This is a genomic window from Algimonas arctica (assembly GCF_014652695.1).
Lineage (GTDB): Bacteria > Pseudomonadota > Alphaproteobacteria > Caulobacterales > Maricaulaceae > Litorimonas > Litorimonas arctica.
The window spans coordinates 95,073-117,826 of record NZ_BMZH01000002.1; the positions used below are offsets into that span (position 1 = coordinate 95,073).

The window sequence follows — 22,754 nt, forward strand, 5'->3', positions numbered from 1 at the left end:
ATGATGAAAGAAGCTCTAAGCCTTGGTTCTAGATCGCCATCAGTCCTCTATCAGTCATTTCGACTGCGAAAGCTTAAACGTTTTGGCATTAAATCTTTCGTGCCTCCTTTCTGTTCTGGACAAAAAGTCCTGATCGTTGGGGCGGGGCCCTCAGCCACCCGTGAACGTATCGACGAAATTCGCGAAAATGAAGATATTGTGGTCAGCTTAAATTCAGCCTGGAAAAATATCCCCGATGCTGATGTGCAGTCGACAGAATTTAATTATCATGACAGGAACACGTATTACACACAAATTAACTCGCTTTTGGCTAGGCCCAAAAAACCTCTAGTTTTCAAGCCTCACTCTCTTCTACGCCTAGAGGACGCTGCGGTACTTAAGGTAGCGTCCTTATCTGAGCCACTTGGTAGCAATAATGCAGTTTCTTATGTGCACCATTTCAATATTCCGGGAAACAAATTACTCAAGCTACAGCGCCATTTAGTTAATAGAGACCGAACAGCAATCCAATGGAAAGGTAGCTTGAGCCTTTGGATAGACATTTGCTGGTTGAATGGAGTTCATGAAGTCAGCCTAATCGGAACAGACCTTGGATCTGAGAATATGAAAGGAGATTTTGTTCCTCATCCCACAAATTCAAAAAATGCCGCCACACCGTCGCTGGTAACTATGATTGAGCAGCTTAGACGTACTGGTTACCTTGAAGGCATGAAGTTTACTCACCATCATTACAATGATGAGCTTCGCAAGGTGCTGTCAAATGAGTATTGACCTAATTTTATACGTCTATTTGACCTTAACCATAGTAAGTTTGTTTGTCTTTTGGAAATCTCCACTTATTCTGTTTTCTGCATACTATGGCATAGGCGCGACGCTACGCTCTGACTCAGAATCTATCACAATAAATATTGCCTGGTTCATAGCACTTTTATTCGTTGGTTGGATTTTCCATCGCAATTCCATAAGAATAGATCGTTTTTTCATTTACAGCAAAAAAACTTCTTTTTTGAGAAAGTTTCTATTCTTCGTTCCTTTCTTGGCGGCACTCACTCTATGGGCGCAGCAAGTCGGATTATCAGACTTAGTTAGCATGAAACGTACAGATGATGCTGGAGGCTTAACTAATTTTGCCTCCGCTATAATTAACATCTACTTTGGTTTTGCGATTGCAGGTTTGATGTTTTATCGGAAGGAGACGCCTATCTGGATATTAAGACTAGCGGGATTAATATTTATACTTGTTGTTTTCAAATCGTATCTAGGAAGTAGCCGTGGAGCTGTAATCTGGCCGATAGCCTTGATCGTGTTCGCGCGTTTCTCGATGATCCAACGGTCTTACCAACTCCCTAAATTTGTTATTGGCGCAGCGACATTGCTCGGGTTAGGGATTTTTTACCTTGCCACTGTAACGTCGGAGCGCGCAAATGTCGGTCGGGTGGAGGGACTAGTTAGACTTTCTGATCAGGTTTCAGGGGCCCTTGGAAACGGATACTCCCCTCTCAAAGATCAAATGGTGATTGAGTATGTAGATTTGACAAGTCCATTTTTGCCGCCTTCGATGCTATTGTCACCAATTTACGGATTCATCCCTCGTTCTATTTGGGTTGAAAAACCCGACGTTGGATCGGGTCGGATAGTTGGAGCACTAATTTTTAACACAGGAGGAGGTGAAACAGATAAAGGGGCGGGTATTCCAATATCAACTCCTGCACAATTTTATGCGATTATCGGAGCGGGAGGGTATGCACTGGGCCTGCTATCAACCGCATTATTTTTAGTCATTGTTGGCTTATTAGCGCGGAAATACCCGGCAATTATTATATCAGTAGCTTTCGTGGCGCCAAATTTCATGGGGAGTGATATTGGACGTCTAGGAATGCAATTCCTGATAATTACTGCCGCATTGTTATTTTCCCAGTTTGTTCTCAAAATCCGCTTTCTTCACATTAGAAACATGATACCACCGAGGTCGTCTCGCATAGGCTCAAACAGTCTATCATATAAACGAAACTCAAATTGGAATAGACGTTAGACCTGTGATCAAAACTTCATCAAATCCTAGCTGGCTATTCTCTTATGGAATGCCCAAGTCTGGAACCACGACCCTGAGCAGCATCCTCGGTTTAAGCCCTGATATTTCGGTGCATTTCGCTAAAGAGCCAAACGATTTTATTGATCGGCTTCCGTCTGAACTTCCAAATTTTTCCGGTTATCAGATTAAAAAAACTACTAAGTATCTGGCAGATTTTTCAACTCAATACGGCACTGAACTGAATAGAAATTATTTTTTGGAGAATCTAGAGGCCGTAGGCTTACTTTGTTCTAGTCGGTTTATTTTTTCCCTCCGAGAACCTAGGGCGTTATCTAAAAGCTATTTTGGCCATTTGACAAGACAATCAGGCCTCGATCCTAAGAAAGATGCATCGATCATTAGCAACCGCATCAACAGTGCGATTGACTACCGCAGCTCCATTAACCTGTTAACTGCTATCGTTAAGCCAAGCCAGATCTTTGTTGTTAATTTCAATGATTTGATGGAGCTCGATTCACAGCAGCGCCTAGCCAATCAGTTGTGTGTTTGGCTAGGAGTACCCCCAATTAAGGTTATGGAGGTCGTGCGACGGAACACTGCTAAGACTGCCCGGCGTTATTCTGCCCCAATAGACAAGTTGATTTCATCCATGCGCCGTATAAATTTGGTGCGTAGCTTGCCACCAAATGTTAGATCGAGCATAAGCTACTTGCTGTCTCATAAGATTAACGAAGAAACCATTCGCTTCGATGTTGAAGAATGGGTAAATATTATTCGCCTTAAAGATTCTGAGTCCTTTTTTAATAATCTGGTCAGTGGCCCACTTGATAATTCTCCGTCTGATGTTTTATCGGACTGTCTACCTCAAAGTGACGCGTGCTAATAATGCCTAAGATAATTAAACTTCGAAACAGTATTTCATCGGTTGCCTTGCGTACCTATTTTCGAACAGAGCGACGACGAAAACAGAATTTTGTTATTACTGGATTTCCGAAAAGCGGAACGACTTGGGTAAGTCAACTTATGGCAGCTAGTTGCGGATATGAGTATACCCGAAATAGAATTGAGATCCGTTTAACCAATACCTTATTACATACTCACAGTACAAGCTTTGAGGGTAATGCAAACCTACTTTATGTAGTCCGCGACCCTCGTGAAACACTTTGTTCCGCAGCTCGAGCGCTCAGTCCGACGACGTCGAGAATTGTTTATGATGAGAAAGGTATGATTCACCCTTCCTTCGCCGACTATGTTATTAAGCATATGCCCGGCGCTACATGCTCTATGAAGTCTCACCTAAACGCGTGTCTTGACAGTCGCTGGACAGTGGTGCGTTTCGAAGATGTCAAACGCGACCCTCTCTCCACACTCACTCACGTCGTCAAACAGACCGGCCATTCTGTATCGCAAGAAGTAATTAGAAGTTCCATTGAAGAACTAGATTTCAATCGGCTAAAGAAAGCTTCAACTGATGATCGTTTTCTAGCTAAAAGTAGCATAGATACTTGGCGAACATTGTTAAGTGCAGAGGTTATACAGATGTTAAATCACGCCCTGGGTGATGCGCCCCGACAATTCGGTTATTTTCTTGAAGATCAGTCCTGATGTCCAAGCGTTTGGGAGGTGAGCGATGCGCATTCTAAAAGTGACAGGATCATTGTCACGACAAGCTGGTGGTTTGTTTACTTCGGTGCGTAGACTATCTCAATCTATTTCCGAGCTGGGGCATGAGGTTCATGTTGTAGGCATTGATGACGCAGATTACGAAACCGATCAAAAAAATTGGGGGCCATTGTTACCAACGGCTCTGTCGCCTAGGTCGGCCATGGCTGCTGCCACGTTCTTTGGGATTAAGCGTGAAATTGTAAATTTTCAGCCTGATATCATTCATCAGCATGGTATTTGGTTACCTATATCTCATGCAGTTTCTCAAGTGGCACATCCCGTGATAATTTCTCCACGAGGAATGCTTGATCAGTGGGCAATAGCTAATAGTAAAAAGAAAAAGAAAATTGCCTGGGCCTTATGGGAGCATCGGAATTTAAGAAATGCGACTTACATACATGCTCTTGCTGACGCAGAAGCCAATTCGATTCGGCAAGTCCTGCCTAATGCAAATATCACAACCATCCCCAATGGGATTGATTCTGTAACAGATATTCCGATTAAAGAGATAACTCAAAATAAAACCAAACGTGAATTACTTTTCCTCGGTCGAATACATCCAAAAAAAGGGCTTCAAGAACTACTTTCTATCTGGCCGCATCTGAACTCAGAGACTCGCAGGAACTGGACTCTTATAATTGCTGGACCTGACGAAAATGCTCATAGACAGGAGTTAGCGAGCACCGCTTTCTCTCTAGGTTTAAATGATGATATAGTGTTTGTGGGGCCGCTGTACGGAGACGATAAGAAAGCTTGGTTGCGGAGAGCGGATGCATTCGTTCTACCATCAAAATCTGAAGGCCTCCCAATGAGCGTCCTGGAAGCCTGGGCATATGGTTTACCTGTTTTGATGACAAAAGAATGCAATCTCTCGATTGGATTTAAAACGCGGGCCGCCTTAGAGATGGTTTATTCAGCGGAATCCGTTGATGCAGCCCTTAACACTCCGAACCTTGCAGCTTATGGCGACCGTGGTAGACGGCTGGTCAAAACTCACTTTAGTTGGTTAAAGATTGCGAAGGAAACCGTTGATATCTATGAACGGATGTTAACTTAATTAGAGTTCTAAATATGGTTGGTACATCTCCGATTAATGTCAAAGCAAATCGGGCGAGTCGGAAATGGACTCCTAAACAGTTGCTTGGCCGACTTATTTGGGAATTGGTTCGCACTCCCGTTTTTGCCTGGTCTCCACGCCCATTATGGTTTTGGCGGCGGACTATTTTACGTATTTTTGGAGCTAAGATTGGGCCCGGTGTTCGTATCTTTTCTAGCGTTAAGATCGCGATTCCGTGGAATTTGACCATTGGCGAGTATGCAGCAGTTGGAGACGGAGCAATTCTTTACTCTTTGGGCACCATTGAAATTGGTCCCAGCACTACGATTTCGCAGTACGCGCACTTGTGTGCTGGCAGCCATGATCACCAACGTAGTGACTTTCCACTTGCTAAACTTCCAATTAAAATTGGTGCTGAAGCTTGGGTATGTGCCGATGCGTTTATTGGTCCTGGAGTATCTGTTGGAAACAGGGCTATAGTAGGAGCGAGGGCTGTTGCAATGCGAGACATAAATAATAGCGCAATTATGGTCGGCAACCCTGCAACGCAAATCGGAACTCGCGATACTAAGGGCCGGAGAACCAAGAAATGAGTTACTCTCCCATGATATTAGTTACCGTAGTAGTGCCCGTAAAGAATGAAGAAAATAATTTGTCTTCATGCCTCTCGGCACTTAAGGGATTTTTTGAAGTTGTTGTTGTCGACTCAATGAGTACGGACAGTACTAGAGAGATTGCTATTAATGCGGGGGCTAAGTTAATTGATTTTCGATGGGACGGGAAGTTCCCAAAGAAGCGAAATTGGTTGTTGAAAAATTATGAATTCCAAACTGAATGGGTGCTTTTTATAGACGCGGATGAAGTGGTAGATATTAATTTTTGTGAAGAGCTCCGTCAAGCTATCGCAAACACTCCGCACGCCGGTTTTTGGCTCAACTATACCAACTATTTCATGGGATCGAAACTGAGGTATGGAGTGCCGCAAAGAAAGTTAGCTTGCTTTAAGGTCGATTCTGGGGAATACGAACGCATTGAAGAAGACAGTTGGTCTAGCCTTGATATGGAAATTCATGAACATCCCATAATCAATGGTTCCCATGGTGAAATTGTAACGCCAATCGATCATCGTGATTTCCGTGGTTTAGCCCGATTTTTAGAACGACACATTGACTATGCCAAGTGGGAAGCATCTCGCTATTTACTTTTAAAGCCGAATTTGGCAGATATAGGAAATGACCTATCCTCCCGCCAAAATTTTAAGTATCGAAATATTGAGAAATTTTGGTTTGCTGATCTTTACTTTTTGTTTACTTATATTTTTAGGTTCGGATTCCTAGATAGAGGGCCTGGCTACCAATATGCTTCCTACAAAAGGTGGTATTTTCAGACAGTAAGGAACCTAATTCGCGAGCAATTAATGTAATCACAAAGGTCAAGTGGTTTGTGCCTTTTACTGGCGCTCCTTTGGCGATTTTTCGCTCGCTGTCCGTACCTGTCGAGCTCTAATGGTACACTTTAATTTTACCTTACGCGACTATATCTGACGTCTGACACCCAGAGGTAAGCGCCGCTGGCCACAGGATATGAAGGCCCTGATTGTCGCCGAGAGCCTGGTTGAGGGCGCAACAGTGAGCGGGACCGCGCGGCGGAATGATCTCGCACCTAACCATCTCTCCGATTGGCGCAGTCAGGCCTGGTAAGGCAAGCTGATTCTGCCTGTGCTTGAGCCATGATATTGGGTTTGTTCCTTCAGGATCGCACCGGGCAATGACGTCACCCCGTCGCCTTCAAACGATTGTGCCTGGGCAAACCAATCGACACTGAGTATCATCAAGAACGGTGTTACCATAAGACTGCACAGCAGCACGCCTCCACGCCGTATCGGCGAGATTACGGCCGCGATATGATCCATCCAGGATATGGCGTTCAGATCTACGTCGCCACCAAGCCTGTCGACTTCCGCAAGGGTTATGACGGGTTAGCGGCGATCGTGCAAAGACATCTAAAGGGGGATCCGTTTAATGGCGCAGTCTATGTCTTCCGTGCCAAACGGGCAGACCGTCTCAAACTGATTTACTGGGACGGCATGGGACTGGTCTTGGACTATAAACGGCTGGAGCAGCATGCATTCAAGTGGCCAGCTATCCGGGACGGTGTTTTGACCCTGAACGCCGCCCAGTACGAAGCGCTCTTTGCCGGACTGGACTGGCGGCGGGTGACGGCTCTGTGCGCACGCGCACCCATTGCGGCGGAGTGAATCAGGGGTCCGTTTAAACACCCCTTTTAGGCCTGTTTTTGCTAAGACGGCTATGTGGTTCTGAGCGCCGATCTTCCGTCCGATGTGACGACATTGCAAGCGGGCCTGATGGCGTCGGAGGCCCGTAACGCCCGGCTCGAATCTCAGGTTGCGTCCTTCCGCCAAGCGATGTTCGGGCCCAAATCGACGTCGATCAGCTAGCGTTTGCGCTTGAGGATATCGAGACGCAGTCCGCGGTGGTCGGCGGCCTCATTGCCCCCGCGCCCAGCGAGGCTGCGTAAAGCAAACCTTGGGTTCTTACCCAAGCACCTTCCCCGCTTGGAAGAGATCATCCACCCCGATAGTCTGGTCTGCGCCTGCGGGTCCGATCGCCAGGTAATCGGCGAGGATGTCAGCGAGCGTCTGGATGTGATCCCCGCAAACTTCCACGTTCTGGTCACGCGCCGTCCCCGCTATGTCTGCCGGGCGTGCGAAGTCGGCATCACACAAGCGCCAGCAAAACCGCATATTATAACCGGTGGTCTCCCGACGGACGCGACGCTCGCCCATGTGATAGTCAGTAAATATGACGACCATCTGCCGCTCTACCGCCAGTCCCAGATCTAGGCCCGTCAGAGTGTAGAAATCGACCGCTCCACATTGTCCGGATGGGTCGGCCGCGCCGCGTTCGAGTTGTGGCCCGTCGCCTGCGCGCTCATGGACCATCTCAAGACTGGGGCCAGTTGTTCATGGATGAGACGCCTGCGCCGATCCTGGGTCCGGGCAGGTCAACATCATGACGGGACGGCCCTGACTATCGACGAAGGCATGAAGCTTTGAGTTCAGCCTGCCTTTGATGCGCCCGATACGTCAGGGAGCATCTCCTTTTTTAGCAGACTGGATGCAGTGCGATGGGCTTTGAGATGTGCGATATCGATTATCATCGTGTCCGGCGGGTCTTTTTAAGCCGTCAAGCGGCTGATAATCTCTTTGAAGACGCCTATTTTACTTAACCGGATGAAGCGATTGTAGAGTGTTTTATGTGCCCCGTATTCAGACGGGGCATCCCGTCAGCGAAAACCATTTTTGATGACGAAAATGATCCCCGGCACGAAGCGCCGATAATTCACACACGGAATCCCGTAAGACAAACAGATAAAGGGTGGCGGTCCCGAAAGTGCCTTGCTCAGTGGTTCGCAGCAGATGCCGCAGGCGGCTATCCACTTACTTCCGAGCCTCCATATATATAGAAATTGGAGGATGTGTATTGTCAAAATATCGTGTGTTGCGCATTGCTGGGCAATGGCTCTGTCCGTATCCAGAGCGATAGACCGTGTCAAAGCCCGCTTCTGCGAGCATCCTGCGAAGCTTATTCTCATTCCACCAATTAATATGGTTTCCAGGGTACTTTCTTTGAGTGTCAATAGAAGCTCGCCCCTTTACCTCATCAAGAGCCGCCTCATATTCCATCCTGTTAAAGATGTCCTTCAATTCGCCATCATCAATTGTCCTTGCATTGGTATCTGAGTGATTAATCGAAACGCTCGATGCAAGATGAAAAACAAACCTCTGAGCAGAAGTCATATCTTTCCCCGGCTGGTTTAATCGAGCTGATGGATAAAGAGAAGGGTCGCTGTGGCGTTTGTTGTCAAACCAATAAAAATATAACAAATCGTTTTCAATGTAGGCTCGATAATCAAGATCGATATCAGGAGTTGTTACGCGAAGGAACCCACCAGGCTTTAAAATTCGATATGCTTCAGAGAACATATTTTTCACCGCTTCATCAGTGATATGTTCTACTGTGTGACTTGTATAAACAGCCTCAGCAATCCCATCGTCCACTCCAAGTGGCTTAAGTTCGAGCAAATCCCAATCAATAGCTACATTGTCTTTTAGTTTATATTTATACCATTCGCTATGATGATCCACATTAGTCCAGTGAGGGTGAGAGAAACCTCCTGCCCCAATGTTGTAAAAACGTTTGCAATTGATACTTTCATTGGGGTAAAATTCCTTTAGGCGGCTGAGATTTTCTTTAGGCATGCGCAATAATTCATAACCAAACTTCTGCGCAAGTTTCCGCGCATACACTGTTGAAATTGACTTAAGTTTTGACATCGAAATCCGGTTCCTTCAGTTTAGTCATCGTTCCGTAAACAGGATTCGGAACGTCTACATTAATTCCGTTCTGAGTCCAGATCAATAACTGACTTGTCCGGGAGCCTCGCGGTCCTCCTGTTGGCGGACTACGCCCCGCGCTCTCCCTCCACACCTCCGCCGCCCGCCGGGCTGGCCTCCAGCTGTGGCTTTTCCTGCTGCTGCCCGCCTACTGGCCCACACCCGGGGCAGCGCGAGACCTCGCCCGAGACACGGCCCACTAGCGCAAGACTGAGCGTGGAGCTACCACCCGACCACAAATTGTGCTTGGATCAATCCACGGGAAACGATGGGAAAGATGACAAGATTGCCGCACCCGATTCCCTGCCAGGCCGCGAGCGCCGATGATTGACGACTACCTACCCAAGAACATCAAGAAGTTCTACGAACCGTTTTCCGGCTCTACGGCCATAACGATCCACGCCGCGCACCCCGTTCGACGGCTTCGACACCACGCAGGTCGCGGCAAAGGAGGCGGACGGCTTCTCCCCCTGCGTATTCCTGGACGATGCCTTGGGCACATACACTGGCCCAGACCGCGGAGCGTGACACCGCGCGAGGCCCGCGACCGGCGGATTGTTGAGGGCATGGCCACCGTGTTCCCGCCCGACCTGCGCTTGGCGCAGGAGGCCCTGCTGCGCTACGCAGAATAGTGCGTCCCCGGCGCATGGCCAGACGTGCCGAGCGTTATCCGGTTCGCCGGAGCCTATGGCGTGGACGTACAAGAACTGGGCTCGATGGCAGTCATCATTTCCTTCCGCCTGATCATCCGCGCGGCAAGGTGGTATGGGTAGCCAGTCAGCGGCACCCGGAGATTGTCGTGCGTACGCTTCCTGACAGGCTCACCCGGCGTGTCCTGCGGTCCTGCGTCTGCTTCGTCGCCACCGCCCCACCCGCGGCGAGCGGGCGCGCCATGTCGACTGACCCTGCATTCGGCAGTATCCGGGGGGGGGGCGGTTGGCGCCACCCCCGGATACTTGAAAAAGTGGGCCGCGCCGGTGTGATCCAGCGCGGCGTTTTTGGGGTGGTGGTCAGATTATGGCCCGGATGGTAATACCCCCAATTTCTAGTGGGGTTCATAAGTAGGCTCGTTTTTAAGCGGCGCGTTTCATGTGCCGCTTAAGTTTTGGGCGGGGGTTATCCCGCCTATCGCCATGTTAGGGCGCTCATTATTGTAAGCTCATAACCAATGAGTGGCTGAGGTTTGGGCTCTGTCGATGCTCATAAACATGTGCTAATTCAGCCAGTCATATCTGACTGTGCAATTGTATCGCTCGACATAAGCCATTCCGCGCCCTTTCCTCGCTTCGCGCGGGCGCTTCAAATGTTGTGGGTTGGCCAGTTGGATAAATATGATCGCAATGCTGTGTTTCTTTGCCCAGGCCGCCAAGGCTTCACTGATATATTCAGGGCCATTATCACAGCGGAAGGCCTTGGGCATACCACGCCATTCAATGACCCGATCCAAGGCCCTCATGACCCGCGGAGCCGGCAGAGAGGTATCAACCTCGATCGCTAAGTCTTCTCTGTTGAAGTCATCGATGACGTTGAAGGCTCTAAAGCTGCGCCCGTTTGACAACTCCACATGCATAAAGTCCATCGACCAAGTCAGATTGACAGCGTCCGGCACGGCCAAAGCCGTAGGCGTCTGCCGTTTGAGCCGCCGTCTGGGCTTAATGCGCAGGTTTAGCGAAAGTTCGCAGTAGATCCGGTACACACGCTTATGATTTCAGCCAAAGCCCTTCACGTTGCGAAGATATAAAAAGCACAGTTAAAGCCCCACGTTCGATTGGTCTCCGTCAGGGTTTGAAGCCACTGCGCAATCACAGCATTCTCATGGGACAGCTTGGGCTGATAACGATAGCAACTCTCGCTGATGGTAAATTCTACTTATGAACTCCGTTAAATAATGGGGGTATTACTGGATGGCTTCCAAAGAGTTGCGGCTCATCGGTCTGCCAAGGCGAAAATTCTCTGCGACCTCTGCCACGATCGGCGCGATTTTCATTATCCCGGCTGCCTGCGTCGGGTCATGGCCATTAGTCTTCCAGAGGGTCAGTGCGGTCCAACGTCCGTTCCGGTCTATGTCATCGCCCGTGCTGCGCTGCACCACCTTGCTGATCAAATCACGCAACGAGGCAAAGTCTGGGGCAGGGTGGTCGTAGTCATCAACGCCTTCCGCCCGGGCCAGCGCCTCGGCAGAGACCCAGATGGTGTTCGCCCCGTCTTCCGGCCCGTTGTCCGCTTCTTTTGCCAGCGCCTCGCCGATGATGACCGCCGCCTCTGAAAGGGGCCAACAGAGGTCATCAATCGTTGCCTCAATCGCCATCACCGCGACCTTCAACGCGGCCAGCGGAAGCGGGCGGTGGTCAAGGCCGTCCACTTCCGGTCCCGCCTTGATGTCCTTGATCAGCCGCGTTACGGCGCGCAACGCTGCGAGTAGGCGGTGGTCGCCCACGTTTTATTCTTCACCAATCGGGTGTTCCTTTCATGATTTGGAGGAGCGCCGCCCGGCACCCACCGGGCGGCGCGGGTTTCAGGCGACGTTGAAGCTGATCGTCAAACGGTTTGTATCAAGATTGGCGCGCACGTCCGGATTGTCGGCAAGCGCCGCATTCAGCGACTCTACGGCCTCCTCCATCCGGGAAAAAGCCCGGGTGAGGTATGGGTCCTCATCGGGCGTTTCGTAGAGGCACAAGGCGAACATGGCCTCCTCTTTCATCTCACAGGTCAGGATGCACCTGTCCCTGAGCAGGACCGCGTATTGAGCGGCCCTCCGCGCAGAGTCCATGATCTCTGTGAAGGTCGGCCCATGATGATAGCTGGTCATCTTCCAGTCACTCCTGTCGTTCGGAGCGCTGGCAGTCGGTTTCGGGTAACGCGGACGCACACTATGCTTACAGCCAGCGCAACCGGGGTTACGTTGGTCTTGTCGGCTCACAGACGGTCTAATCGTCCGCGACATCGTGGCTTAGTCGCACCCGTTTCCGGGCTGCCCGCTGGGGATGTTAGCGATGTTGTGCCTATGGCCAGCCTGGAAAGAGTATCGGGACGCTTGGGTCGTGCGTCAACAGCAACTTATCCCTGACCAGCCAAGCCCGCGACTATGATAAACAAACCCACTTGTCCCTCCTACCTTACAGCCACAGCAACGAGTGTATCGGTGGCATCGAGCCTATTAAGGGCACCCTCATAGGCTGGGAGCAAGTCAACAGTATCTAACAACGCAAAATTCGATTTGTGTCCACCGGGCCTGCCCTGAGAAAGCCAATAAATGTGATTGGAAAGGGGGTAGCGCTGAACACCTTCAACCACGATACTTCTTAAGGCACAGTCTTGCAGGATTGTCCGCAAAGATGTTCGTGTATGCAATACTAAGTGTTGACTCCAGAGCGTGAAGCGCTTGAACGCTTCGCACCCAAGGTCTTCACTCAGCAAAAAATCTCCCGCATGAGGGACTTCTATGACAAACCGACCTCCGGGTCTGAGCTTTATCGCAAGACCAGCGAGTATCTCTTTAGGATCGGGAAAATGCTCCAAGCTATGGAACAAAAAGATGACGTCTAGGCTGCCATCTGCGATCTCGGCGAGTTCATTAGTACACGCAATGCCTAAACTCGTCATCCGGTCCAAATAGGATTTTTGTAACTCAACTCCGATAACGGAATTACAGCTATCTCGAACCTCTTCAAGAAAATCGCCTGCGCCACAGCCAAAATCACAGATGTCCCTTCCAGCATAGAAGTGTTGATAAGAGGCGGCACGTCTTTGGAGGTCCCTGAGTCGCTCATAGTCGGGTTTGTTTATACGATATATCTCATCGTCTCGGTAAGCGCCGGTTTTATATTCGTCTTCACCGACATAATGATCTTTGATGTAGATCACACCAGATGCCCTATCTTTCCAAACTTTCAAGTTCGGAACGTCACGAGTGCCAATAGAAAACACTTCGCTAGAGCTCTCACTGACCAATCCAAGTTCCACGAGATATTCAAAAATTCTGTTCGACATAATTACGAATCCGCCCAAATTAACTGCAGACACCTGCAAGCGCAGGATTTTGGCGTTCCCGGGATGATCCGACCCCCAACATCCAGATTATAATTCTAACAACTTATCCGTGTTTTCTACCTCAGTCCACCCTGAACATTAGCGTTCTCAGGTATTTGGAGCCAACTTCCCCTAGGCTGCCTGCTCCCGCCCGATCCCCTCCCGGTTGGTTTACGGTTCGCAGACGGGCCGCTATGCGGTTCGGAAGGAACATGGGATGCCTGAGAGGCTTAGAGAGGCGGGGATGAGTGCCCTCGCATTCGAGAGGAAGCCCGCCGTGGTGCGGGACGCGAAGGTGACTGGGCTCCTTGTTGCGGTTAACAAGACCAGCAAATCCCACAAGGTGCAGCGTGACATCTGGCAGGGCCCTCGAGGGCGGCGGGTGCTGGTCAAGACCGTCCACCACACCCTCGGGGGCACCGAGGAGATGACACTGGACGACGCCCGGAGCCGGGCGCTCGCGGTGCTGGACTAGATCAAACGCGGCATCGACCACAACGCCCCGCCGCCGGACGCCGCCGAGGACGCGGGCGCATGGACGGTGCGGCGGATGTTCGAGGAGTATGGCACGGCCATGCGCGCGGGGGGCTGTGTCGAGCGGTCCATAAACCGACATGATGGAGAGGCTGGACCGATACCTGCCCAAGTGGGGAGACCTTCCCATAACTGATGTGAAGCGCAGCGGCGACCGGGAGGAGCACCGCCGGATAACCACCAACCACGGCGCGACCATCGCGAACAACGCCATGTGCGATTTCTGCGCCGCCTACAACTTCGCCCTCAAAGTGGTTGACGACCCGGACGCCCTCCCGGGCAACCCGGTCGCGACGGTCGCGTTCAACAAGGATCGGGCCAGCAACCGGGTTATAATGCCCGAGGACCTCGCCAACTTGTGGACCCGGGGCAGGCACTGCCAAACCTTCTCCGGCGCTACATGCACAAGCTCGGTCCTGTCGGGCCTGCGCCCCGGGACCCTCGTTGCCCTGCGCCAGGACTGGGTGCGGCTGAACGATGCGGTAATCTCCATCTCTCGGATGAAATTGGGCCGCTCATTTGGCCTGCCCCTATCGGGGCACATTAATATAGTGGGTCTGGTGGAACACTTCTTGTATTGTTTATAGCTTTTCTCGGAGGGCTTCGTAAGGGGTTTTCCCTGCAAAGTCACCATGCGGTCTTTTTAAAGGTGGGGTAGGAAGACCGCTTACGATTATCAGCGTCCGGCATATGTAATTCTAAAAGTAATGCCCCCTTCCAGTCACTTTTCATATGCGTTGCCCTTGGGGCCTTTCCACATTTCTACCCTGTTCGATCTGCGCTGGCGAACCTTGTCTCGACCGTTGGGCAAAGCCGGGCCGCGCAAATTATAACTGTAATTAGGAGAAATTGGCTGCGCAGCGGATAATCAATAAAGCTATTCAGAGCAGCCAATAACACAACTAGCATCATTGCATATTGCGACGTTGAAGTCATGCAGCTCTTCCTAAATCCACGCCACACTGCATAAAGCCCGATTAAGGTCAACAATCCGATCGGCAAGATTCCATATTCAATAAAAATCTCGAAGAATTCGTTATGAGCGTGATTGACATATTTAAATGAAGCTAATTCAGGCGCCTCATAGGACGCGTAGACTTGCGAAAAACTGCCTGCCCCGGTGCCCCAAAACCACTGATCGGCGAGAATGGTCAGGGAGAGCTCATTTATGCCCAGGCGTGAGAGCGGCGTATTTTCAATGGACGTGACACCTAGTCCAGACAACTTCGGACTAGTGAAAATGATCACAATTATCGCGGCCAAACATCCTCCACCCAACAAGGGCATTACGGCCTGAGACCGGAACCGCCGAGGGGGTTCCCTTACCTTTCTCGCATAAATCCAAATTGTGCCAAGAACGGCGACCGCCCCAAGAATGTAGCCGGCGACAGATCCAGCCGCGATTAGACATATAAAAAATATGAAAAACGCAGAAAGACCCAGTATATGAAGGAACGCGTCCGGCAGACCACTGGATCGCTTTAACGATATTACCCATAGTGCCAGAATGGGCATGGACAGCAGCATATGGGTCGCCTGATGATTAATATTGGCGTAAGCGCCAGATGGCGTCCCCCCTGATCGCACCCGCCAGAGATAATCGCCAAAGTTTGACGGTATAAGGACCTGTAAGAAGCCCCAGAGCGCACTGATGAGCGAGATGATAAGGAGAGCGCCCAGCAGCCATATAAAGCGTTTCTGATCGAGGCCGACAGCGACAAAAGCAGCCAGCAAAGCGGGCATCAGCTCGCTCATCATGATCAGCGTTTTGCCGGGCGTCATCGACAAAGGCAGCCAGGGAAGGTCTCTTTCAAAATATGACAGTTCCGCGACAACCGTCTCTCTAAACGGCAGGGCCGCCCAGAGAGATGGCGGCAGGGGAAGAACTTGCAGCCCCAATATAATAAAAAGCATTAGAAAAAATGCGGCCAGAGGGCGCGAAAACGCTTCAATCTGAGAGCGCGGTGCGGTCATGAGCAGGAGAACAAGGAGAAAAGCGCTTGCCCCATTCGTGATCAAGCGCAGCTCTAACCCTTCCGTCGAGGACCCACCAAACAGATAGGCAAGCAATATGATAGGCAAAAGCGCAAGCCACGCCAGCGTCTGATAGAGAGAGGGGTTCATTTCTCCCCCTCGCTCTGAAGCCAACGCAGGCTCACCTGCTTCACGAGAATATCCGAGCTTTGCGGAAACCGGCCGGCCACGCCTTGCAGCGTCAATGTGGCGAAGTCGCAATCCTCATCCCCCAAGACCCGATACTCAAACATTTCCGGGGTTGCGCTGAGACGCAGAGGTCCAGCTTTCATCGGCGTTGTGTTGTGCCCTTCACACCTTAGCACCCATTCATAGCGGCCCACATCTTCTGAGGCGTAGCCCGACATCGCGCTTGCGAAAAGGAACTCCCCTTGTCCCAAAGGAAAGGTTTGGCGCATAATCCAGGGGGTGCCGCGACCATTGAAAAATGCCGCGACACCGCCGCCGGGTATGAATTCGGCGTTGGTTGATAATTGCCAGTTGAAAGGAGCCGCCCCCCCCTGATTGTTCAATTCAGGATCATAAAGACCCCTCTTTGGATCCGGAGTTACTCCAACAAACTCCTGAAAGGCGGCATAGGCTTGATCCCACCCACTCAGCTGGATCAACGCGTCTAGATAATTGGGCTGCGCCGAAGGGGTGACACGGAAGGCTGGCAACAAACGGCTGATATTATACCCAGATTGGGCGAGAGCCTCTCGCAAATAGGCATTTGCCCAATATGGTTGACTCTTCAGAACAGGCAGAACCTCATCGTGGAGATTAAAAGCTACAATTGTCTGCGCCAGGCCTTTGGCATAGCTTTGAGCGTTTTGCGGATCTGTTTTGAACAGGCCCGTATAAAGGGCGACAAACTCTTTTGGCCGCCCGTTAAGCAGAGCCTCATTGGCTAAAAAGAGTCGCGCCACCTCATGCCGGGGGTTTCGGTTAAAAATGATGCGAGCCGCTTCAATTGGGTAGGTTCCGGTTTCTAAGAAAACGGACCCTGCGTGATCGGAAAGTCGGATCGTTTCGATTGGATTAAGCGAAAGAGCGTTTTGTCGACCCTCCGCCCCCTGCCTCCCAAGAAAAATGGTCACGCATAGCCCCGTGATTGCAAAAACCAGGAGAAGCCACCTCATAACAATCCTTGGATAAGCATTGGACCCCAGTCGTCTTTTACTTTTCAGTAAACAGATTGATTTTACGCAAGGCCTTGATTTTAGAAGACGACTTGTCCGCTGCGCCATAAGCGTACGCCCCGTCTCCGTAAGCGTAATAATAATATCCGCTATCATATCCTGTCCGCTTGGCGTCAAACTGGTTGAGCACAGCACCGATAATGTTCGCGTTGACATCCTTGAGCCTGTCGACCGTCCGTCGCGCCGAGGGTTTGCGGATCTTACCGCTTTTCATGACAACAATGGTTGCCTGACAGACCGAACTTAAAGTCAATGCGTCTGTCAGCCCCAGTACGGGCGGCGCATCCACCAGGACAAGGTCAAAAGTGCCTTCAGCCTCTCGTATAATTTGTCTCAAGCGATCACTGGAAATGATCTGGGACGGGTTGGGTGGAATAACTCCACTCGGCAAGAGGTAGAGCCCCTCCATCTTTGATGAGATGATGTTCTCAGACAGCTCGTCCTTTGATGTCAAAAGGCCTGACAGGCCGATACTGTCCGCCTTATCGGCCACAAAGGACGGTTTTCGCATATCCGCATCTATGATGAGTACTTTTTTACCAATCTTAGAGAAAGCAATTCCGAGCGCCATCACCGTGCTTGATTTGCCTTCTCCTGGATTAGTACTCGTTAAAATTATACTTTTTGGCGTGCCGCTTTCGCTTGAGAACTCAAGCGCTGTTCGCCCTGAGTAATAGGCTTCCGCCACAGCAGAACGCGGATTCGAAAACTGATCGGCGATTGACCCTTCCTTTTCATCCGTTTTGGGGACAACGGCGAGCACCGGCAGCGATAGCGCCTTCTTGATATCGTCCGGCACCTTAATGGTATCATCAATAAAGCTGAGCCCGAAAGCAAGTCCCACACCGAGCGCCAAACTTAAGATCACAGCTTGCAGTACATTGCGTGTCAAACTCGGCTCAAAAGGCACTCTCGGCGGCAAGGCCCTGTCCACCACTGAAATCTGACTGGAACCAACCCCCCCGGCAATGCTGACCTCCTTAAGTCGCTGAAGGAGCGCGTCATATTGGGAGCGCGCCGTATCTACATTGCGTTGCAAAATCGTATAATTCACGCGCTTAGTTCGATCTTCACTCAGGTTTGAACGGAGCTCATTAAAGCGCTGTCGCAAAACAGCCTCTTGCGTTTGTGCGGCTAAAAATTTCGCTTCTTCGGCCGCTATAATCTGCGCTTTGATTTCGGCGATTGCCGGATTAATGGCATCAAGGCGCGATTGGATATTCAGAACATCGGGATGAGACGGACCTCTGCTCTGAATGAGTTGCTGATATTCATCTTCCAACTCGCGCTTCTCACTCATAAGCTCTTGGATTTCAGAATTTTTGAGAGTCTGCTCAGACGCACTCGAATCTCTTGCAGCCAGATAGGCTTGTTCTAATTCAGTCGTTCGACTTTGCGCCTGGGCCAGCTCAGCATTTAAACTCAGGATTGTGCTCGCCTCAAGCGGCGTTGTTCTATTCTCTCCAGTCGGTACGTCCAGAATTCCTGCGTCTTCAGCATATCCGACAACTTCAAGCTCGAATTGTTCTAGCGCCGTTCTAGATTGCACGATCCGTTCAGTCAGGAATTTCCTCGCATAGGCTGTCGCGTTATACCTTCGTTCGAGGGTCGACTCGATAAAGTTATCAACAATTGCATTCGCAATACTCGCTGCTTCATTTCGACCCGGACTGATGTAGGTTACCTTAACCAAACGGCTACGCCCTTCAGGCTCCACCCGAATATTTTCCTGAATTTTCCTAGCCGCAACCTCTCGACGTGTTACCCGATCTAAGCTCTGGTCAACAAAAGATGGATCATTCACCAGCCCTAGCGAATTGACCACGCGCTCTGCTAAAACACGGCTTTGTAACAGTTCATATTGCGTTGCCATAAACTCGGCATCTGCAATAAAGCCCGGCTCGGCAGCCCCATCGACAATCTGATTTTCCTGTTTCTGGATTTCGATGGACGCGGACGCCTTATACAAAGGCGTTGAACTGAGGGTGAGAAGGAAGCCGGCCCCTATTCCTACAAGGAGGAGGCCGATAATTAGCCACTTGAACCTGGTGAGTGTAGCGATAGCCCCCCAAAAATCGAAGCCTTCCTGCTCATCAGCGTTTTGACCATAAGACAGTCGGGGGTCGAATACGCGATCATATTCATCTGATTGGGGAGGGGAAATTACAACGTTGTCCCGTTGGCCCCTTCTTTCCTCGATCTCACGGTTATTCATCAGCTTAATATTCCCGTGGCCACGCTACTTTGCGAGTCCTTGTTTCTCTCTCTGGTTACCTATTGCTATGAAGCAAAAGCCTCAAGGACGAAATCCATGAGATTTGATCACCATAACGACGTGCCAAGTAGGTTTACTCATATGTCATATTTCTTGGCGCCAGCCACGGGTTTTGCTTTTCACATAATGCCTTCCTAGTGTTTTGAGGTAAGCTTGGCTACCGACGCTCCGCAAGCCTTAACTCCCTTTAACCCCGAACGACTCCGTGCTCGAGTCGACACCGCACGTCACACCGACCGGCTTTCGTTAAAGTGGTACCTGATAGTGCTTAGGCGTCCCCGGACATGAGAAATGCTCGGAACCGAGCGCTCAACCCCTCGGAGATATTACAGTACGCAAAGAGGCCTGGCCTTCGACATGGTCGGAAACGCACGCCTTAGGGGGCTATCTGGATCGAATGAGTGCCCCGATTCCCGGAACAATCGTCATGTGGCGCGGCTTCTCCCGGTTGTCTGATCTTGACGAAGGTTACCGGGTGGCAAAATCAACAGGACCTCCACTTGTGGGTAATTGAAAGGTAGGAACACCGCTTTCACCTCTTGGCGAAGACCCAAGGAGTCAGGATAGAATTTTCTAGAGCTGGAACGCCAACGGTAATGCCCAAATGAAGTCTTTCAATAGATTCTGTCCGAGAAGGGCTGTTAAATGGAAACTGCGTCCACTCCATAGCCGAGGCCTAACATCGCGAGAATTTGCAGATTTATCATCCCGGTGCTACAGGAATAATAAGAAAATGGCCACTGGATTTTAACACTGAACCTGGACCACCCAGACCAAGCACCTCAAACTGCCGAGCTAAAACTGAGCAGGTGGTCCACCAGACCGGGGCAGATCATAACTTACTTCGCTAAGATGGCAGTCCAGTTCTCACGGTACCAGTCCACAAATTTTGGCACACCCTCCGACAGAGGCGTGCTTGGCGCAAAGCCGAAGTCGCGCCCAGCGGCGTCAACATTGGCATAGGTGTTAGAGACGTCACCGGCCTGTTTGGGAAGAATGATTTTATTTTTGGCTTCGCGCCCGCAGGCTTCCTCCACCGCAACCACAAGCTCCATCAGTGTGTTGGGATTGTTATTTCCAAGATTGTAAATAGCGTGACCTGTTTTCGGAGGCATGCGCATTAAGGTTGGGAGGATCCGCACTATGTCGCCTACGAAAGTGAAGTCACGGCGCATTTTGTCTGGCGCGAAGAGGGTAATCGGCTGATCGTTTAGAATGCGATCGGTGAAAATAAAATAGGCCATGTCAGGACGGCCCCAGGCACCGTATACAGTGAAAAACCGAAGGCCGGTTTGCGGTATTCCATAAAGCGATGCGTAGCTTTCGGCCATCATCTCTCCGCCTAATTTCGTCGCTGCATAGAGTGAGGCCGGTTTGCGAACACTGTCGTTCTCATGAAATGGGCCACCATCACGGTCGCCGTACACGCTACTGCTACTTGCATAAGCGAGGTGTTTTAGCCCTGGTGTGTGGCGGGCCAACTCGAGAATATTGAGGTGGCCAACAATATTGCTGTCCACATATGCGCGAGGGTTCTCGAGACTGTAACGCACTCCTGCCTGTGCTGCGAGATGCAAGATGTGTGTAAGACTAGTCCCCTCAGTGGCCCGGAATAATGCGTCGTGATCGGAAATATCAAGTTCGGAAAACTCGAAGTTTGGCTGCGCCTTCAAAACGTTCAGTCTCGCTTGTTTGAGCGCAGGGGTATAGTAGTCATTTAAATTATCGACACCAAGCACGCGGAAGCCTGACGCCATCAATTTTTGTGATGCATGGAACCCGATAAAGCCCGCGGCTCCGGTGACGAGGATAGTCTCTTTCATTGATATGACCTATTTTTTGGAGCGCACAAAGCCAGAGATGGCCGTGACGTTTAGCTCGGATTCGGGACTAATGCGACCCGTTCAATATTGACCCCACCCTATGAGGCAGTCCGCTAAAGGTAATGTCGGACCCCGTTGATCCTCACAAAGACCTCGTCGTGGTGCAGCTTCCATTGTATTCTGGCACAGATACGCTGAACTTGTCGACAAAACTTACTTAGCGAACACCAAACCAAACCGTTTAAGCCAGAGTCGGATACTCTCATAGCGCACGTCAACCCTTCGGTCCTGCAGCAGATCTTCAACATTCCTTAGCGACACAAGAAAGCGGACGTATATCATCACGGATAGTTTGATGGAGTCCCGAGACGCTTGGAAGTCGGGGAATGGGTTCAGGATCAGGCGCAACCGCTATCCCATCACTTCAAGGGTATGTTCCGCTGAGAGTGCCCCTTTGCCAGCCCTATAGCCGCGCCTTAATCTCATCGACCAAGTCCGTGCGCTCCCATGAAAACTCACCGTCCGGGCCGGGGTCACGGCCGAAATGACCATAGGCTGACGTCGGCGCGTAGATCGGTTTGTTGAGGTCGAGATGTTTGCGGATGCCGCGCGGGGTTAAGTCCATGACCTGACGGATGATAGTTTCGATCTTGTCGCCTTTGATCGGATTATTATCATCGACATTGACGTAGATTGACGTCGGCTTGGCCACGCCAATGGCGTAGCTGACCTGAATTTCCACCCACGGAGCGACGCCCGCCGCAACCAGGTTTTTCGCGAGGTAACGCGTCGCATAGGCCGCGGACCGGTCCACTTTCGTCGGATCTTTGCCCGAAAATGCACCGCCCCCGTGCGGCGCCATACCGCCATAGGTGTCGACAATGATTTTGCGTCCGGTCAGGCCCGCATCACCGTCTGGGCCGCCAATGACAAATTTACCCGTAGGATTGACGTGCCAGACGGTGCGGTCCGTAATCCAGCCGGACGGCAGAACCTCCGCCACATAAGGCTCAATCCGTTCGCGAATGTCGGAGGAGGTGAGCGTGTCGTCGAGGTGCTGCGTCGACAAAACAATCGCCGTCGCCTCAACCGGGCGACCATGGTGATAACGCACGGTCACTTGGGACTTGCTGTCCGGCCCTAGCCAGTCCTGGCCTTCATGTTTGCGGGCATAGGCGAGCCGTTCAAGAATGCGGTGGGAATAGTGGACAGGGGCCGGCATCAGTGCGCCTGGCACGTCAAGTGACGCGTAACCGAACATGATACCCTGATCGCCAGCGCCCTCTTCTGTGTGCAAGCCCCCGCCCGCATCGACGCCTTGGGCAATGTGGAGGGATTGCGGGTGCAGCAGCACATCAATGTCGCAATGTTCCCAGTGAAATCCGTCCTGCTCGTAACCAATATCGCGAATGGCATCGCGGGCTAGCGCTTCGATCCGGTCCGGTGTAATAGATTCCGGTCCGCGTGTTTCGCCCGCAATCACGACTTTATTGGTCGTCGTCAACGTTTCCGCGGCCACACGTACCTTCCAAGGGTCCATGCCTTCTTTGATCGCTTCGCGAAAATACAGATCAACAATTTCATCGCTGATCCGGTCCGAGACTTTATCAGGATGCCCTTCTGAGACAGATTCAGAGGTAAATTCGTAGGATTCGCGAGACATGATGATGGTTCCAGGATTTTAAGGCTCTGCGCTTTTTGTTTTTA

The 22,754-nt window shown here is 50.9% G+C and carries 21 protein-coding genes and 2 pseudogenes; 13 read left to right on the top strand and 10 right to left on the bottom strand.

Annotated elements, in window-relative coordinates; all coding sequences use genetic code 11:
• The 11 genes and pseudogenes from IE105_RS02635 to IE105_RS15605 form a co-directional block, all read left to right on the top strand.
• Positions 1-771: a hypothetical protein gene (locus IE105_RS02635; RefSeq protein ID WP_189495147.1), complete on the top strand. Its 771-nt coding sequence runs from the start codon at positions 1-3 to the stop codon at positions 769-771.
• Positions 761-2,032, top strand: coding sequence for a hypothetical protein (locus IE105_RS02640; protein WP_189495149.1), 1,272 nt, complete (start codon positions 761-763; stop codon positions 2,030-2,032). The genes IE105_RS02635 and IE105_RS02640 overlap by 11 nt, the downstream gene beginning before the upstream one ends.
• Positions 2,033-2,036: 4 nt before the next feature.
• On the top strand, positions 2,037-2,915 hold the full coding sequence (locus IE105_RS02645) for a sulfotransferase family protein (protein ID WP_189495151.1): 879 nt from the start codon (positions 2,037-2,039) through the stop codon (positions 2,913-2,915).
• Positions 2,916-3,055: 140 nt separating this feature from the next.
• The gene (locus IE105_RS15595) at positions 3,056-3,637 is read left to right on the top strand and encodes a sulfotransferase domain-containing protein (protein WP_373299039.1); all 582 of its coding nucleotides are present in this window, start codon (positions 3,056-3,058) and stop codon (positions 3,635-3,637) included.
• Between the two features lie 25 nt (positions 3,638-3,662).
• Positions 3,663-4,754 (top strand): glycosyltransferase, encoded by a 1,092-nt coding sequence (locus tag IE105_RS02655; protein ID WP_189495155.1) that lies wholly within the window; start codon positions 3,663-3,665, stop codon positions 4,752-4,754.
• Positions 4,755-4,768: 14 nt separating this feature from the next.
• The gene (locus IE105_RS02660; protein WP_189495157.1) at positions 4,769-5,347 is read left to right on the top strand and encodes an LbetaH domain-containing protein; all 579 of its coding nucleotides are present in this window, start codon (positions 4,769-4,771) and stop codon (positions 5,345-5,347) included.
• A complete protein-coding gene (locus IE105_RS02665) occupies positions 5,344-6,177 on the top strand; it encodes a glycosyltransferase family 2 protein (RefSeq protein ID WP_189495159.1) in 834 nt (277 codons plus the stop codon). Before IE105_RS02660 ends, IE105_RS02665 begins: the two co-directional genes overlap by 4 nt.
• A 124-nt stretch (positions 6,178-6,301) precedes the next feature.
• Complete coding sequence (locus IE105_RS15600; protein ID WP_373299040.1) at positions 6,302-6,454, top strand: transposase; 153 nt, start codon at positions 6,302-6,304, stop codon at positions 6,452-6,454.
• A 203-nt stretch (positions 6,455-6,657) separates the two neighbouring features.
• Entirely contained in the window at positions 6,658-7,011 is a 354-nt protein-coding gene (tnpB, locus tag IE105_RS02675; protein WP_189495162.1) for an IS66 family insertion sequence element accessory protein TnpB, read from the top strand.
• A 54-nt stretch (positions 7,012-7,065) separates the two neighbouring features.
• The gene (locus tag IE105_RS15760; protein ID WP_189495164.1) at positions 7,066-7,212 is read left to right on the top strand and encodes a hypothetical protein; all 147 of its coding nucleotides are present in this window, start codon (positions 7,066-7,068) and stop codon (positions 7,210-7,212) included.
• A gap of 66 nt (positions 7,213-7,278) precedes the next feature.
• Positions 7,279-7,775, top strand: a pseudogene (locus IE105_RS15605) (IS66 family transposase); the annotation flags it as partial.
• Between the two features lie 439 nt (positions 7,776-8,214).
• On the opposite strand, the gene IE105_RS02690 reads toward IE105_RS15605, so the two are convergent.
• The 5 genes and pseudogenes from IE105_RS02690 to IE105_RS02710 all read right to left on the bottom strand — a co-directional run bounded on the left by IE105_RS02690 (position 8,215) and on the right by IE105_RS02710 (position 13,161).
• The gene (locus tag IE105_RS02690) at positions 8,215-9,111 is read right to left on the bottom strand and encodes a class I SAM-dependent methyltransferase (RefSeq protein WP_189495168.1); all 897 of its coding nucleotides are present in this window, start codon (positions 9,109-9,111) and stop codon (positions 8,215-8,217) included.
• Between the two features lie 1,147 nt (positions 9,112-10,258).
• Positions 10,259-11,034 (bottom strand): annotated as a pseudogene (locus IE105_RS15335) (DDE-type integrase/transposase/recombinase); the annotation flags it as partial.
• A 34-nt stretch (positions 11,035-11,068) separates the two neighbouring features.
• Positions 11,069-11,608: a hypothetical protein gene (locus IE105_RS02700; protein ID WP_189495172.1), complete on the bottom strand. Its 540-nt coding sequence runs from the start codon at positions 11,606-11,608 to the stop codon at positions 11,069-11,071.
• A gap of 78 nt (positions 11,609-11,686) precedes the next feature.
• Positions 11,687-11,857, bottom strand: coding sequence for a hypothetical protein (locus IE105_RS02705; RefSeq protein ID WP_189495174.1), 171 nt, complete (start codon positions 11,855-11,857; stop codon positions 11,687-11,689).
• Between the two features lie 425 nt (positions 11,858-12,282).
• Positions 12,283-13,161: a class I SAM-dependent methyltransferase gene (locus tag IE105_RS02710; RefSeq protein ID WP_189495176.1), complete on the bottom strand. Its 879-nt coding sequence runs from the start codon at positions 13,159-13,161 to the stop codon at positions 12,283-12,285.
• Positions 13,162-13,417: 256 nt separating this feature from the next.
• On the opposite strand from IE105_RS02710, the gene IE105_RS02715 reads away from it, so the two are divergent.
• Both IE105_RS02715 and IE105_RS02720 read left to right on the top strand, forming a co-directional pair.
• On the top strand, positions 13,418-13,675 hold the full coding sequence (locus tag IE105_RS02715; RefSeq protein WP_189495178.1) for a hypothetical protein: 258 nt from the start codon (positions 13,418-13,420) through the stop codon (positions 13,673-13,675).
• Positions 13,676-13,814: 139 nt separating this feature from the next.
• Complete coding sequence (locus tag IE105_RS02720; RefSeq protein ID WP_189495180.1) at positions 13,815-14,321, top strand: site-specific integrase; 507 nt, start codon at positions 13,815-13,817, stop codon at positions 14,319-14,321.
• A 175-nt stretch (positions 14,322-14,496) separates the two neighbouring features.
• Here IE105_RS02720 and IE105_RS02725 read toward each other — a convergent pair whose 3' ends face one another.
• The 5 genes from IE105_RS02725 to metK form a co-directional block, all read right to left on the bottom strand.
• Complete coding sequence (locus IE105_RS02725) at positions 14,497-15,858, bottom strand: O-antigen ligase family protein (protein WP_189495182.1); 1,362 nt, start codon at positions 15,856-15,858, stop codon at positions 14,497-14,499.
• Positions 15,855-16,847 carry a tetratricopeptide repeat protein gene (locus tag IE105_RS02730; RefSeq protein WP_189495184.1) on the bottom strand — a complete coding sequence of 331 codons (993 nt, stop codon included), beginning with the start codon at positions 16,845-16,847 and terminating at the stop codon, positions 15,855-15,857. The genes IE105_RS02725 and IE105_RS02730 overlap by 4 nt, the downstream gene beginning before the upstream one ends.
• Positions 16,848-16,926: 79 nt before the next feature.
• Complete coding sequence (locus IE105_RS02735; protein ID WP_189495186.1) at positions 16,927-19,164, bottom strand: GumC family protein; 2,238 nt, start codon at positions 19,162-19,164, stop codon at positions 16,927-16,929.
• A gap of 899 nt (positions 19,165-20,063) precedes the next feature.
• Positions 20,064-21,047: an SDR family NAD(P)-dependent oxidoreductase gene (locus tag IE105_RS02740; protein ID WP_189495188.1), complete on the bottom strand. Its 984-nt coding sequence runs from the start codon at positions 21,045-21,047 to the stop codon at positions 20,064-20,066.
• A gap of 463 nt (positions 21,048-21,510) precedes the next feature.
• On the bottom strand, positions 21,511-22,710 hold the full coding sequence (gene metK / locus IE105_RS02745) for a methionine adenosyltransferase (RefSeq protein WP_189495190.1): 1,200 nt from the start codon (positions 22,708-22,710) through the stop codon (positions 21,511-21,513).
• Positions 22,711-22,754 lie beyond the last annotated feature (44 nt).

Coding starts and splice junctions, on each gene's coding strand:
- IE105_RS02635 (WP_189495147.1), top strand. CDS start 1: ATGATGAAAGAAGCTCTAAGCCTTGGTTCTAGATCGCCATCAGTCCTC.
- IE105_RS02640 (WP_189495149.1), top strand. CDS start 761: ATGAGTATTGACCTAATTTTATACGTCTATTTGACCTTAACCATAGTA.
- IE105_RS15595 (WP_373299039.1), top strand. CDS start 3,056: ATGGCAGCTAGTTGCGGATATGAGTATACCCGAAATAGAATTGAGATC.
- IE105_RS02655 (WP_189495155.1), top strand. CDS start 3,663: ATGCGCATTCTAAAAGTGACAGGATCATTGTCACGACAAGCTGGTGGT.
- IE105_RS02660 (WP_189495157.1), top strand. CDS start 4,769: ATGGTTGGTACATCTCCGATTAATGTCAAAGCAAATCGGGCGAGTCGG.
- IE105_RS02665 (WP_189495159.1), top strand. CDS start 5,344: ATGAGTTACTCTCCCATGATATTAGTTACCGTAGTAGTGCCCGTAAAG.
- tnpB (WP_189495162.1), top strand. CDS start 6,658: ATGATCCATCCAGGATATGGCGTTCAGATCTACGTCGCCACCAAGCCT.
- IE105_RS02690 (WP_189495168.1), bottom strand. CDS start 9,111: ATGTCAAAACTTAAGTCAATTTCAACAGTGTATGCGCGGAAACTTGCG.
- IE105_RS02705 (WP_189495174.1), bottom strand. CDS start 11,857: ATGTTCGCCTTGTGCCTCTACGAAACGCCCGATGAGGACCCATACCTC.
- IE105_RS02710 (WP_189495176.1), bottom strand. CDS start 13,161: ATGTCGAACAGAATTTTTGAATATCTCGTGGAACTTGGATTGGTCAGT.
- IE105_RS02715 (WP_189495178.1), top strand. CDS start 13,418: ATGCCTGAGAGGCTTAGAGAGGCGGGGATGAGTGCCCTCGCATTCGAG.
- IE105_RS02720 (WP_189495180.1), top strand. CDS start 13,815: ATGATGGAGAGGCTGGACCGATACCTGCCCAAGTGGGGAGACCTTCCC.
- IE105_RS02725 (WP_189495182.1), bottom strand. CDS start 15,858: ATGAACCCCTCTCTCTATCAGACGCTGGCGTGGCTTGCGCTTTTGCCT.
- IE105_RS02735 (WP_189495186.1), bottom strand. CDS start 19,164: ATGAATAACCGTGAGATCGAGGAAAGAAGGGGCCAACGGGACAACGTT.
- IE105_RS02740 (WP_189495188.1), bottom strand. CDS start 21,047: ATGAAAGAGACTATCCTCGTCACCGGAGCCGCGGGCTTTATCGGGTTC.
- metK (WP_189495190.1), bottom strand. CDS start 22,710: ATGTCTCGCGAATCCTACGAATTTACCTCTGAATCTGTCTCAGAAGGG.